The organism is Phreatobacter sp. (assembly GCF_027532945.1).
Lineage (GTDB): Bacteria > Pseudomonadota > Alphaproteobacteria > Rhizobiales > Phreatobacteraceae > Phreatobacter.
This window is the reverse complement of record NZ_JAPZTZ010000004.1, coordinates 281,045-293,446: the sequence shown is the minus strand read 5'-3', so window position 1 is coordinate 293,446 and position 12,402 is coordinate 281,045. Positions and strand designations below refer to the sequence as shown.

General features: G+C 69.2%; 12 protein-coding genes. 8 read left to right on the top strand and 4 right to left on the bottom strand.

Features of this window, described 5'->3' with window-relative positions:
* Positions 1-3: 3 nt before the first annotated feature.
* The 4 genes from O9344_RS04130 (at position 4) to O9344_RS04115 (ending at position 2,726) form a co-directional block, all read left to right on the top strand.
* Positions 4-1,335: a TIGR03808 family TAT-translocated repetitive protein gene (locus tag O9344_RS04130; RefSeq protein WP_298473130.1), complete on the top strand. Its 1,332-nt coding sequence runs from the start codon at positions 4-6 to the stop codon at positions 1,333-1,335.
* 90 nt (positions 1,336-1,425) lie between these two features.
* A complete protein-coding gene (locus tag O9344_RS04125; protein ID WP_298473127.1) occupies positions 1,426-1,929 on the top strand; it encodes a hypothetical protein in 504 nt (167 codons plus the stop codon).
* Positions 1,926-2,072 (top strand): hypothetical protein, encoded by a 147-nt coding sequence (locus O9344_RS04120; RefSeq protein ID WP_298473124.1) that lies wholly within the window; start codon positions 1,926-1,928, stop codon positions 2,070-2,072. The genes O9344_RS04125 and O9344_RS04120 overlap by 4 nt, the downstream gene beginning before the upstream one ends.
* A gap of 72 nt (positions 2,073-2,144) precedes the next feature.
* A complete protein-coding gene (locus tag O9344_RS04115; protein WP_298473122.1) occupies positions 2,145-2,726 on the top strand; it encodes a gamma carbonic anhydrase family protein in 582 nt (193 codons plus the stop codon).
* A 2-nt stretch (positions 2,727-2,728) separates the two neighbouring features.
* Here the strand turns inward: O9344_RS04115 and O9344_RS04110 are convergent, their stop codons facing one another.
* Positions 2,729-3,403, bottom strand: a complete 675-nt coding sequence (locus O9344_RS04110; RefSeq protein ID WP_298473120.1) for a hypothetical protein — start codon at positions 3,401-3,403, stop codon at positions 2,729-2,731.
* Positions 3,404-3,534: 131 nt separating this feature from the next.
* Positions 3,535-4,308 (bottom strand): ferredoxin--NADP reductase, encoded by a 774-nt coding sequence (locus O9344_RS04105; protein ID WP_298473119.1) that lies wholly within the window; start codon positions 4,306-4,308, stop codon positions 3,535-3,537.
* Positions 4,309-4,589: 281 nt separating this feature from the next.
* Here O9344_RS04105 and O9344_RS04100 point away from each other — a divergent pair, with 281 nt between their 5' ends.
* The gene (locus O9344_RS04100; RefSeq protein WP_298473117.1) at positions 4,590-5,504 is read left to right on the top strand and encodes a sugar kinase; all 915 of its coding nucleotides are present in this window, start codon (positions 4,590-4,592) and stop codon (positions 5,502-5,504) included.
* A 207-nt stretch (positions 5,505-5,711) separates the two neighbouring features.
* On the opposite strand, the gene O9344_RS04095 is transcribed toward O9344_RS04100, so the two are convergent.
* On the bottom strand, positions 5,712-6,704 hold the full coding sequence (locus tag O9344_RS04095) for a tripartite tricarboxylate transporter substrate-binding protein (RefSeq protein WP_298473115.1): 993 nt from the start codon (positions 6,702-6,704) through the stop codon (positions 5,712-5,714).
* 219 nt (positions 6,705-6,923) lie between these two features.
* On the opposite strand from O9344_RS04095, the gene O9344_RS04090 reads away from it, so the two are divergent.
* The 3 genes from O9344_RS04090 (at position 6,924) to O9344_RS04080 (ending at position 9,274) form a co-directional block, all read left to right on the top strand.
* The gene (locus tag O9344_RS04090) at positions 6,924-7,733 is read left to right on the top strand and encodes an aspartate dehydrogenase (RefSeq protein WP_298473112.1); all 810 of its coding nucleotides are present in this window, start codon (positions 6,924-6,926) and stop codon (positions 7,731-7,733) included.
* Between the two features lie 143 nt (positions 7,734-7,876).
* Positions 7,877-8,851, top strand: a complete 975-nt coding sequence (locus O9344_RS04085) for a tripartite tricarboxylate transporter substrate binding protein (protein ID WP_298473109.1) — start codon at positions 7,877-7,879, stop codon at positions 8,849-8,851.
* An 84-nt stretch (positions 8,852-8,935) separates the two neighbouring features.
* A complete protein-coding gene (locus tag O9344_RS04080) occupies positions 8,936-9,274 on the top strand; it encodes a hypothetical protein (protein ID WP_298473107.1) in 339 nt (112 codons plus the stop codon).
* A 26-nt stretch (positions 9,275-9,300) separates the two neighbouring features.
* On the opposite strand, the gene O9344_RS04075 is transcribed toward O9344_RS04080, so the two are convergent.
* A complete protein-coding gene (locus tag O9344_RS04075) occupies positions 9,301-12,237 on the bottom strand; it encodes an FAD-binding and (Fe-S)-binding domain-containing protein (protein ID WP_298473106.1) in 2,937 nt (978 codons plus the stop codon).
* Between the last annotated feature and the right edge of the window lie 165 nt (positions 12,238-12,402).

The window sequence follows — 12,402 nt, the reverse complement described above, 5'->3', positions numbered from 1 at the left end:
TCCATGCTCGCCCGCCGTTCCCTGCTGCTCGCCGCCGCCGCCACCCTCGCCCTGCCCGCTTCCGCCCGCGCTTCCGTGCTCGACGGATCGGCGTTCGGCCTGAAGCCCGGTGCCCCGGAGGACCAGACCCGCGCCCTGCAGCGCGCCGTCGAGACCGCAGCGGGCTCGCGGATGCCGCTGCGCCTCGCGCCCGGCGCCTACAAGGTCGGCGAGGTTCGCCTTCCCGCCAACACCCAGATCATGGGCGTCCGGGGCGCGACGCGCCTGGTGTTCCAGGGCGGGACGGGCTGCCTCGTCGCCCCGCGCGCCGACATGGTGACGCTGTCCGGCCTCGTCATCGAGGGCAATGGCCGGCCGCTGCCCGACAAGCGCGGCCTGATCGTGCTGGAGCACGGTCGCGGCGTGCGCCTCGAGGATTGCGAGATCGCCGGCTCCAGCCACCATGGCATCGTGCTGGAGGGCATCGAGGGCCTGGTGCGCGGCAACACCGTCTCCGGCGTCGCCAAGGCGGCCATCGTCGCCCTCGACAGCCGCGGCCTGACACTCACCCAGAACACCATCCGCTCCGCCGCCAATAACGGCATCCTCGTCTGGCGCACCATTGCCGGCGATGACGGCACGATCGTCGAGGGCAACCGCATCGAGGAGATCGGCGCCCGCGACGGCGGTTCGGGCCAGAACGGCAATGCCATCAACGTGTTCCGCGCCGGCAATGTCACCATCACCGGCAACCGCATCCGCGGCGCCGCCTTCTCGGCCGTGCGCGCCAATGGCGCTGCCAATGTCGCGGTGACCGGCAACAGCTGCGCCTCCCTCGGCGAGGTCGCGGTCTATATCGAATTCGGCTTCGAGGGCGCGGTGGTGGCCAACAACATCATCGACGGCGCGGCGCTCGGCATCGTCGCCACCAATTTCAACCATGGCGGCCGGCTCGCCAACATCCACGGCAACATCATCCGCAACCTGGTCAACCGGCGGCCCGCCGGCACCGATCCGCATGACGTCGCCGGCGTCGGCATCTCGGCGGAGGCGGATGCGGCCATCTCGTCCAATGTCATCGAGGGCGCGCCGACGGCCGGCATCCAGCTCGGCTGGGGCCAGTACATGCGGGACCTCTCGGTCACCGCCAATGTCATCAAGGGCTCCCCGGTCGGCATCGCCGTGTCGGTCGTGCCGGGGGCGGGCCAGGCGCTCATCGCCGACAACCTCGTGCAGGGCGCGAGCGTCGGCGCGGTGGTCGGCATGGAATGGAAGCGCCCGGTGACGGGTGACATGGCCCGCGAGGGCGTCGGCCGCTTCGCCCAGCTTAGCGTCTCCGGCAACCGGGTGCGCTGAGGCGCGCGACTCGCGGCGGCACGGGGCGTTAAGAGGTCGTTAACCGGATCAGGGCACGGTCGGGACAGGTTCACCCGACGGAGGCGCCCGATGCGCGCGCTCGCCAAGGTCTTCGCCGTCACGGCCTTTGCCGCCCTCGCGGGCCTGCCCGGCCATGCCGAGGCGCAGCAGGCCTGCGCGCCCGGCGACCTCACCCGCTTCACCGCCGAGGCGATGATCTCCGACACCGACCTGCGCGCTGGCGCCGAGGCGGCGCTGGAAGCCTGCGCGGCCTTCGCGCTCGCCCAGTTCCGCAATGTCGGCGAGGTCGAGGAGCGCATCCTCGTTCAGGTCGCAGCCCTCGCCGGCCGGACCAGCTACGCCACCTATGCCGCCGACGAGATTCCGACCGTGCCGCCGGCGCTGGTCCAACTGCTGACCGCCGCCTTCCGGCCGCTCTATCCGCATCTGCGCGCGCTCTCCGAGGAGGAGAACACGGCGGTGATGCGGACCATCGTCTTCCACCTCATCGCGCAGGCGAGCCCGACGGTGACCGGAACGGTACCGCGGTCTCCTGCCACCTCCTCGCCCACGGCACCCGGAGCCCGGCCATGAACGCGAACATGACCGCCGACGAGACCACCCTGCCCGTCATCGTCGCCCCGCCGCTTTCGCCCGATGCGAGCTTCGACGCCGATGTCGCCGACCTGCACGAGGTCGAGTGGCTGGAGCCGGCCGCCCTCTCCCGCAAGGACTGATTGTCCCCGGCAGGCCCGCCCTTCATGGTGCCGTGACGCCGCCCGCCAGAGGCGACGACACGGGGAGAGGCCATGCTCAGGGGTTCCAAGGCGCCGCGCAGCGGGCCTCTCGTCACCATCGATCCCGACGCCTTCGTCCACCCGACCGCGCTGATCTACGGCAAGGTGAGCCTTGCGGCAGGCGTCTCCGTCTGGCCGAACGCCGTCATCCGCGCCGAGGCCTATGAGGTGACGATCGGCGAGGGATCGAACATCCAGGACTTCGTCATGGTGCATGTCGGCAACGGCCTCGGAACCCATGTCGGCCGCAACTGCTCCATCACCCACCGGGTAACGCTGCATGGCTGCACCATCGGCGACGATGTGCTCGTCGGCATCGGCGCAACGATCATGGACGGCTGCATCATCGGTGCGAATTCCATTATCGCCGGCGGCGCCTTCCTCAAGGAGGGGACCGTCGTGCCGCCGAACTCCATCGTCGCCGGCGTTCCCGCGCTGGTGAAGGCGAGCCGGGATTCAGGGCCCGCCAACCGCTTCAACGCCCATCTCTACCGGATGAACGCCGAGGCCTTCGCCCGCGGCGAGCATCGGGTCTGGGCCGAGGCCGACCTTGCGGCCGAGGCGGCGCGGTTCGGGGTCGACCGCGCCTCCTGAGATCAGCGCCGCACGCGCCTCTCGATGCGAAACCGCATCTCCATGGTCGCCGCCTCGCCGCTGCGGCGGTCCGGCGTGAGCCAATGGCTGTAATTGGCGGTGGCGGGCGGATCGCCCGGCAGGTCAAGGCTGAAGCGGGCGAGATCGGCACCGTCATTGCGGACGAGCACGGCCCTCAGACCTGCGGGCTCCGGCAGCGGCAGCACGACCTCGACCAGGGTCGAACCGTCGGCCTGAGCCTCGCGCCGCAGACGGTCGGGTGCGGCTTCGAGGCGGGGCCCGGCTGCGGCGACGGCGAGGCCGCTCCAGGCCTGACCGCCGAGGCGGATCTGGGCGACGAGAAGGGTCTGGACCGGCGGCGGCGCCGTCGTGACGGCGAAGGCGAGATAGCCAACGGCCATGGCGAAGAGGGCGAGGACGGACGCGGCCATGGCGAGGGCCCTGGCGACGGCGGTGTCCTTGTCGCGCAGGGCGAGCGCGAACCACAGGCCGGCCCCGCCGCCGGAGAGCGCGCCGATGGCGCCCATGGCACTGGCGAAGCTGAGGCGGTCGGCGGCCGAGCCGAGGTCGATCCAGCGGGCGAAGAGGAGCGCGCCGGTCTGGGCGGCAAAGGCCGCGACGGCGGCACCCGTCCCCACCATGGCGAGGCCGGCGGCGATCCGCAGGGCGGCGCGCAAAACCGAGGTGGGTGGGCGCGAAGGCCCTGATGGGGACTGATGCTCGGACATGACCTGACGGTGCACCGCACAAGCGGCTCGCCCGTCAGTCGGGATGGGGACCCAAAAGGTTCAACGGATCCCGGCCGGGGTCACTTCTCCACGAAGGCCTTCTCGATGACGAAATGGCCGGGCTTGGAAATGGCGCCCTCGTCGAAGCCTCGGGCAACCAGCATGTCCACCATGTCCGCCAGGAAGGCCGGCGAGCCACAGATCATCACCCGGTCCGTCTCCTTGTCGAGCGGGCCGAGGCCGAACTCGGCCTGGATGGCGCCGCTGCCAAGGAGCTCGGTGATGCGGCCGGTGTGGACATAGGGCTCGCGGGTGACGGTCGGATAGTATTTCAGCTTGTCGCGGACCAGTTCGCCGATGAGCTCGTCATCGGGCAGTTCGCGGGAAACGTAGTCGCCATAGGCCTGTTCGGCGATGAAGCGCGTGCCGTGGATGAGCACGACATTGTCGAAACGGTCATAGACTTCCGGGTCCTTCACCACGCTGATGAAGGGCGCGAGGCCCGTGCCGGTGCCGCAGAGATAGAGGTTGCGGCCGGGCAGCAGCGCGTCCTGCACCAGCGTGCCGACGGGCTTGCGTCCCACCAGGATCTGGTCGCCCACCTTGATGTTCTGCAGGCGCGAGGTCAGCGGGCCGTCGGGAACCTTGATCGAGAAGAACTCGAGATTGTCCTCGTAGTTCGACGAGACGATCGAATAGGCGCGCAGCAGCGGCTTGCCCTCGACCTCAAGGCCGATCATCACGAACTGGCCGTTGACGAAGCGGAACGAGGGGTCGCGGGTCGTCTTGAAGGAGAAGAGCCGGTCCGTGTAGTGCCGCACGTCGAGGACGCGCTCGGAGTTCAGGTTCGACATAGGCTGTTAAGTCCGGGGTGACTGGCGCCGCGTGCAGTTCGTTCGTGTACGAATGATACCGCATCGCACCAACTAGGCAAGACCATAAGACGGCGCAACAGTCCTGTCGCCGAGCTGGATCAATTCCTAGAGCCGATGAGGGAAATTTTCTCGCGATGGGCCCCTCCAGGCCAGATTTTTCCCTGCTGCGCGGAGGTCATGCACAGCCCCACGGCACCAGCGCCCTTCACCGGCGCGACGACGCAACCTATGCTCGTCGCCCCTGATGCTTCGGACATGACATGGCCAGCGACATCCTCTGCTTCGGCGAAGCCCTCGGCGAGTTCAACCAGACCCGGCCAGGCGAGCCGCACTACCTCTTCGGCTTCGGCGGCGACACATCGAACTGTGCCATCGCCGCGGCGCGGTCGGGGGCGGGCGTCGGTGTGATCGGCGCCATCGGCGACGACGCCTTCGGGGAGGATTTCATCGCCCTCTGGGCGCGCGAAGGCGTCGACACGTCGGGAATGCGCCGGGTCGCGGGCGGCGATACCGGCCTCTATTTCGTCACCCATGGGCCCGAGGGCCACGCCTTCAGCTACCGGCGCGCAGGGTCCGCGGCGGCGCGCATCACCGCGGCGGACGTGCCGCTCGACCTCGTGCGGTCGGCGAGGATCCTCCACGTCTCCGGCATCTCGCAGGCGATTTCGGACAGCGCCAGCGCGGCGGTCCTGGCGGCAATCGCCGCCGCGCGGGACGCGGGTGTCACCGTGTCCTACGACACCAATCTCAGGCTCCGGCTCTGGCCGCTGGAGAAGGCGCGCGCCGTCACCAATGCCGCCATGCGCCTTGCCGACATCGCCCTTCCCGGGATGGACGATGCACGCCAGCTGACCGGCTGCGAGACGCCCGACGCGATCTGCGACTTCTACCTCGCGGGTGGCTCGCGCATCGTCGCGCTCACCCTCGGCAAGGAGGGCGCGCTGGTGGCGACGCCGCAGGAGCGGCGGGTGATCCCTTCGATCACCGTGAACGCGGTCGATGCGACGGGGGCCGGCGACTGTTTCGACGGGGCGTTCCTCGCCGAATGGCTGCGGACGCAGGACCCCTTCGCCGCCGGGCGCTATGCCTGCGTCGCGGCGGCGTTGTCGACGCGGGGATATGGGGCGGTCGCCCCCCTGCCGCGCCGCGAGGAGGTCCTGGCGGCGATGGGCTGAGGTGGGGCGCTTCGGCTCCCAACGGAAGCGTCCTTCGCAGAGGCCGGCCGAAGACGCACGGCCCGTCCCGCGTCATGCCCGCCCTTGTGGCGGGCATGACGGGCGGTGGTTCGGGCGTAAGCCTCGAAGGGCAGTCGTTCACCCCCTCAAAGAAAACACCCGGCGGTTTCCCGCCGGGTGCCGCCACCTCCCGAAAGAGGGCGAGGCTTACTGGCTGACGCCGCTGGCGCGGATGGGGCCGGCCCACTTCTCGATCTCGCTCTTCACCAGGCGGTCGAGATAGGCGCCACCGCGGCGCTGCGGCCCGGCGATGATGGCGCCGAGGCCCTCGAGCCGCTCGCCCACGGCGGGCGTGTCCATCGCCTCGATGGTGGCGGCGCGCAGGCGCTCCACGATGGCCGGCGGCGTGTCCTTGTGGAAGAAGAAGGCGTTCCAGGTATAGGCCTCGAAGCCCTGGAGGCCCTGCTCCTGCGCGGTCTGAAGGTTGGGCAGCACGGCGGTGCGTGCAGCGGTCAGCGTCGCCAGTGCCTTCACCGAATTGCCCTGGATGTGCGACAGCGCGGTGGAGGAGATCTCGCACATATAGTCGACGCGGCCGGAGATCAGGTCCTGGATGGCCGGGGCCGAGCCGCGATAGGGCACGTGGGTGACGCCGTTCGTGCCGATCACCGAGTTGAGGTAGAGGCAGCCGAGATGAACCGCCGAGCCGGGGCCGGCGGAGGCAAACTGCATCTTGGCCTCATTGGCCTTCACGTGGGCGATGAACTCCTGGAGGTTGTTCGCGGGGAAGTCCTTGCGGGTGATGAGGATCAGCGGCACCTCGGCGATCAGCGTCACCGGCGCGAAGTCGGTCGCGGCGTTATACAGCGGCTGGGCATAGAGGGTCTGGTTCACCGCGTGGGTGCCGACCGTGCCGAGCACGAAGGTGTAGCCGTCCGGGCTGCCACGCGAGACGCGGGCCGTGCCCGTCATGCCACCGGCGCCGCCGACATTCTCGACAATGACCTGCTGGCCGAGGATCTGCGACATCCGCTCCGCCATGATGCGGCCCAGCACGTCGGTCGGCCCGCCCGCGGCGAAGGGGATGATCATGGTGACGGGGCGCACCGGCCAGGCCTGAGCCATGGCGGCAGGGGCGGCAGCGACAAGGGAAGCGGTGGCGGCAAGGGCGAGAAGCGAACGGCGGGCGATGGACTTCATGTCGGAAAACTCCTCCGGAAGCGGCGGATCATGGCGAAATGACCCGCCTTGTCCATCCCAAATGATAGGCAGCGTCGGACCGCCGCACAGGCAGCGAGTCGGCTGACCCTGTCTGGATCACCTTGCGAGCAACCCGGGGTCGCATGGAGCCCATGACGCCAAGGGCTGGCAAATGTTGGCGAAGACCGTAAGGTCCGCCGCCCGACAAGAGGACCCTCCATGACCACGACCCGCATCGCCATTGCCGGCCTCGGCGCCATCGGCCGCACGCTCGCCGCGCGCATCGCCCGCGGCACCATTCCCGGCACGGTGCTCACCGCCGTCGCCGCGCGCGACGAGGCGAAGGCCAGGGCCTGGCTTGCGGCCGAGGGCATCGACGTGCCGATCGTGGCGCTCGCGGACTTCCCCGCCCATGCCGATCTCGCGGTCGAATGCGCCCCTGCCGCCATCATCGAGGAAATCTGCACGCCGATGCTCGAAGCGGGCAAGAAGGTCATGGTGCTGTCCTGCGGAGCGCTGCTGCCGCGCCCTCACCTCATGGAGCTCGCCAAGACCCATGGCGGCCAGATCATCGTGCCGACCGGCGCGCTGCTCGGCCTCGACGCGGTGACGGCGGCGGCCGAGGGCACGATCCATTCTGTCAGGATGATCACCCGCAAGCCGCCGAAGGGTCTCGTCGGCGCGCCCTACCTCGTCGAGAAGGGCCTCGACATGGACGCGGTGAAGGAGCCGACCCTCATCTTCTCCGGATCGGCGCGCGATGCCGCCAAGGGCTTCCCGGCCAACGTCAATGTCGCGGTCGCGCTGTCGCTCGCCGGCATCGGCCCGGACCGCACCACCATCGACATCTGGGCGGACCCGACGGTGACCCGCAACTGCCACGCCATCGAGGTCGATTCGGATTCGGCGAAACTGTCGCTCGCCATTGAGAACATCCCGTCGGAAAACCCCAAGACCGGCCGCATCACGGCGCTGTCGGTCATTGCCGCGCTGCGCAAGCTCAACGCGCCGGTGCGCGTGGGAACCTGATCCCGGAGCGACTCCGGGACGCGGTGATGCGGCCTTGAAACCCCCGGTCGAGACGCTAGTCTCGTTTCCGAACCGGCAAACAGTCCGGACGAGCGGTCCCGCGCAAGGGGCCGCCGCAGGAAACAACTCCCGAGGGAACCCGAATGCGCAAACTGATGCTGGCCGGCCTTGCCGCCCTGTCCGCCCTCGTCGCCGGTACGGCGGCGAACGCCCAGACCTGGCCGCAGCGGCCGATCACCTTCATGGTCCCCTTCGCGGCCGGCGGCGGCACGGACGCCTTTGCCCGGCCGCTGGCGGCCGAGCTGGAGAAGCGCCTCGGCCAGGGCGTCATCATCGAGAACCGCGCCGGTGCCGGCGGCACGGCGGGCGCGCTCGTCGCCTCCCGCCAGACGCCCGACGGCTATTACTTCCTCGTCGGCGCGGCGCACCACACCATCGCGCCCTCGCTCTATCCGCGCCTTGACTACAATATCGAGACGGACTTCATCCCCGTCGCGGTGATCGGCCAGCCGCCGCAGATCCTCGTGGTCAATCCGCGCCGCGTGCCGGCGAAAACGCTGCCCGAGCTGATCGCCCTCGCCAAGTCGCGGCCAGACGGCCTCGTCTATGGATCGGCTGGCATCGGCACGACCCATCACCTCTCGGCCGAACTCTTCAAGCTGCTCACCCAGACGCAGATCCGCCACGTGCCCTATCGCGGCGCAGGCCCGGCCATGGCCGACCTGGTCGCCGGCCAGATCGACATGATCTTCGACGGCCTCGGCACCTCGGCGCCGCAGATCCAGGGCGGCCAGATCCACGGCATCGCTCTCGCCGCCCCGCAGCGCAACCCCGCCGTGCCGAACGTGCCGACGGCGACCGAGGCCGGCCTCGCCAGTTTCGACGTGTCGACCTGGTACGCCATCTTCGCGGTGAAGGGCACGCCGCAGCCGATCGTCGACCGCATGCGCCGCGAGATCCGCGCCGTGCTGGAACTGCCAAACATCAAGGAGGCCTGGGCCCGCAACGGCTCCGACATCCCGACGCTGGAGGGCGAGGCCTTCGGCCGCTTCGTGTCGTCCGAGGTGCAGCGCTGGCGCAAGGTCGTCACCGACGCCAACATCAAGCTGGAGAACTGAGGGCGGCCTTCCGGACTTCTCCCAAGATGGACGTGCCGGACCTAGTCCGGCACGTTCGTTCTGCAATCATGACGGGAGATACCGATGGCCTTCGTCATTTTTACGCGTCCCGACGGAACATCCGTGGGGATCGACCCCGCCAAGGTCGTCAGCTTCGCGCCCGTGCCGCCTACCGACAGTCCTCTGGGCGGGCCGCTGAGCGAAGGAACCCGGATCGTCTTCAATAACAAGACGCATCAGGACGTCGTCGAACTCATCGACGAGGTGGCGCGGCGCTTCAAGGCCGCCGCGATGGACGCGATTGCGGCGATGATGACGACGACCACGCGCCCCATCGAAATGGCCTCGCGGGCGCTTACCAAGCGCTCGGCCCCAAATCATCCAACTGGCAGGTCAGGCCGGCGTCGCGCGACCGGCGGTTGAGGCAAAGGCCTCTGGAGGCAGCGGGCTCAGCACGCCCCTTTTTGTTCAAGGCTCATCGCCAGGACCCGCGCGACATGGACCGCCTCGCGGCCGGCGCCGTCGGCAATCTGGTGGCGGCAGGAGGTGCCGTCGGCGACGATGATCGCGTCCTCCGGCGCCTTGCGGACGGCCGGGAGCAGCGACAGCTCGGCCATGGCGAGCGAGGCGTCGATGGTTTCGACGTGATAGCCGAAGGCCCCTGCCATGCCGCAGCAGGAACTCTCCACCGTCTGCACTTCGAGGCCGGGGACGAGGCGCAACGCGCCCTCCACCGCCCCCATGGCGCCGAAGGCCTTCTGGTGGCAATGGCCGTGCAGCACGGCCTTGGCCTTCATCTCGCCGAGCCGCAGGGCGAGACGGCCCGCCTTGGCCTCGGCGGCGATAAACTCCTCGAACAGCACGGCGACGCCGGCCACCTGCTTCGCATCGTCGGACCGCAGCAGCGCCGGGATTTCATCGCGCAGCGAGAAGAGGCACGACGGCTCGAGCCCGATCACCGGAACGCCACGCGCCGCAAAAGGCGCGAGCGCTGCGACCAGCCGGTCGGCTTCCTCACGGGCGCGATCGACCATACCTGTGGCGAGATAGGTGCGCCCGCAGCATAGCGCGCGGCCGCCGCCAACGGGCTTCGCGTGATGGACGCGGTAGCCGGCGGCGACGAGCACCGACACCGCCGCGTCGAGGTTCTCGCGCTCGAAGGCGCGGTTGAACGTGTCGGCGAGGAGCACGACCTCGCGGCCCGCCTCCGGGCCTTCCGCGGCGGCCTTCGGCGCGAAGACGTCGGAGCGCCAGCGCGGCAGGCTGCGCCGCGCCGAGAACTGAGCAAGCTTCTCCGACAGGATTTTGAGGGCCGGCACGCGGTCGCGCAGGTTGAAGAGCCAGGGGGCCTTGGCGGCAAGGCCGGCATAGCGCGGCAGATGGGCGACGAGCCGCTCGTGCAGCTTGGCGCCATAGAGGGCGTAGCGCTGGGCCTTCACCTCGATCTTCATCCGCGCCATGTCGACGCCGGTCGGGCACTCGCGCTTGCAGGCCTTGCAGGAGACGCAGAGGCTCAAGGTCTCTTCCATCTCTGGCGAGGTCAGCGCCGCAGGTCCCAGCTGGCCGGTCATGGCGAGGCGCAGCGTGTTGGCGCGCCCGCGGGTGACGTGCTGCTCGTCGCGGGTGACGCGATAGCTCGGGCACATGGCGCCGCCGTCGAGCTTCCGGCAGGTGCCGTTGTTGTTGCACATCTCGATGGCACCGAGGAAACCCTGGGACGCGCCGGGATAGTCGGACCAGTCGAGAGCCGGATTGATCTCGATGCCCTGGTAATCCGGCGGATAGCGGAACAGCGTCCGGTCATCCATTCGCGGGGCGCGGGTGATCTTCCCCGGATTGAACAGGCCGTCCGGGTCGAAGCGGTCCTTCACCTCCTCGAAGGCGCGCACGAGGCGGGTGCCGAACATCTGCTCGTGGAACTCCGAGCGAACGATGCCGTCGCCATGCTCGCCGGAATGCGAGCCCTTATACTTGCGAACGAGTTCGAAGGCCTGCTCGGCCATCGACCTCATGCGCTTCGCATCCACGTCCAGCTTCATGTTGAGGACGGGGCGCACATGCAGGCAGCCGACCGAGGCATGGGCGTACCAGGTGCCCTCGGTGCCATGGGCGCGGAAGATGTCGGTGAGGCCGGCGGTGTAGGCCGCGAGATCGGGCAGCGGCACCGCGCAGTCCTCGACGAAGGAGACAGGCTTTCCGGCCTCCTTCATCGACATCATGATGTTGAGGCCGGAGGAGCGCATTTCGGTGACGGCGGCCTGCCAGGCCGGCTCGACCACCGGCACGACGCCGCCGAAGCGGGCACCGGTGCCGGACCAAGAGAAGCCGAGGTCGCCCATGAGGGCTTCGAGATCCCGGAGCTTCTGGAGGTTCTCCGCCTCGGTCTCCTCGGCGAATTCCACCACCAGCAGCGCGTCCGGATCGCCGCGCACCACGCGCTCCACCGTCGGGCGGAACATGGCGATGTCGCGGGCAAGGCCGATCATCGTGCGGTCGACCAGTTCCACCGCGATCGGCTTCAGCGTGACGAGGTGCTGGGCCGCGTCCATCGCCTCGTGGAACGCGCCGAAATGACAGATGCCGAAGACTTTTGGCCCAAGCAGCGGCCAGAGCTTCAGGTCGACGGCGGTGGTGAAGGCGAGCGTGCCCTCCGAGCCCACCAGGATATGCGCCATGTTGTTGGCGGCGCCCTTCGGCACGAGGGCGTCGAGATTGTAGCCGCCGACGCGGCGCTGGACCTTGGGGAACCGCGCCTCGACCTCGGTGGCCTCGCGCTCGCCGAGGGTGAGGAGATCGCGGGTGAGCAGGTCGGCGTCATTGCGCATCGCATCGTCGCGCGAGACCTCACCGAACCAGCGGCGGGTGCCATCGGCGAGCGCCGCCTCCACCTGGATGACATTGTCGCGCATGGTGCCGTAGCGCAGCGAGCGGCCGCCACAGGAATTGTTGGCGGTCATGCCGCCGATCGTGGCGCGCGAGGCGGTGGAGACGTCGACCGGGTACCAGAGCCCGTGCTTCTTCAGCTGACGGTTGAGGTCGTCGAGGACGATGCCCGGCTCGACCCGGACGGTGCGGCCGGCCACGTCGAGGTCGAGGATGCGGTTGAGGCGCTTCGAGCAGTCGACGACGAGGGAGGAATTGACCGTCTGGCCGCACTGGGAGGTGCCGCCGCCGCGCGGCAGGACGGTGACGCGCTCCTCGCGGGCGAGCGCCACGGCGCGGATAGCATCGTCCATGGTCTCGGGGACCACCGCACCCACCGGCATGATCTGGTAGATCGAGGCGTCGGTGGCGTAGCGCCCGCGCGAGAAGGCGTCGAACAGGATGTCGCCCTTGACCTCGGAGGCGAGGCGGCGCTGCAGCGGCGTGTCCGGCGTGTTGCTCATGTCGTTCATCGATTCATGCCCTGCATCGGCTTGTGGCCTGCATCAGCGAAGTGCGTCCTTCGAGGCTCGCTTCGCTCGCACCACAGGATGAGGACGGGTGGTAACTGGCATGACCGGCCAGTCCGACACCGGCCATGCCATGCGCTCCCACCCTCATCCTGAGGT

Excerpts from the sequence above, each read along its gene's own strand:
- O9344_RS04130 (WP_298473130.1), top strand. The coding sequence starts at position 4 with ATGCTCGCCCGCCGTTCCCTGCTGCTCGCCGCCGCCGCCACCCTCGCC.
- O9344_RS04125 (WP_298473127.1), top strand. The coding sequence starts at position 1,426 with ATGCGCGCGCTCGCCAAGGTCTTCGCCGTCACGGCCTTTGCCGCCCTC.
- O9344_RS04120 (WP_298473124.1), top strand. The coding sequence starts at position 1,926 with ATGAACGCGAACATGACCGCCGACGAGACCACCCTGCCCGTCATCGTC.
- O9344_RS04115 (WP_298473122.1), top strand. The coding sequence starts at position 2,145 with ATGCTCAGGGGTTCCAAGGCGCCGCGCAGCGGGCCTCTCGTCACCATC.
- O9344_RS04105 (WP_298473119.1), bottom strand. The coding sequence starts at position 4,308 with ATGTCGAACCTGAACTCCGAGCGCGTCCTCGACGTGCGGCACTACACG.
- O9344_RS04100 (WP_298473117.1), top strand. The coding sequence starts at position 4,590 with ATGGCCAGCGACATCCTCTGCTTCGGCGAAGCCCTCGGCGAGTTCAAC.
- O9344_RS04095 (WP_298473115.1), bottom strand. The coding sequence starts at position 6,704 with ATGAAGTCCATCGCCCGCCGTTCGCTTCTCGCCCTTGCCGCCACCGCT.
- O9344_RS04090 (WP_298473112.1), top strand. The coding sequence starts at position 6,924 with ATGACCACGACCCGCATCGCCATTGCCGGCCTCGGCGCCATCGGCCGC.
- O9344_RS04085 (WP_298473109.1), top strand. The coding sequence starts at position 7,877 with ATGCGCAAACTGATGCTGGCCGGCCTTGCCGCCCTGTCCGCCCTCGTC.
- O9344_RS04080 (WP_298473107.1), top strand. The coding sequence starts at position 8,936 with ATGGCCTTCGTCATTTTTACGCGTCCCGACGGAACATCCGTGGGGATC.
- O9344_RS04075 (WP_298473106.1), bottom strand. The coding sequence starts at position 12,237 with ATGAGCAACACGCCGGACACGCCGCTGCAGCGCCGCCTCGCCTCCGAG.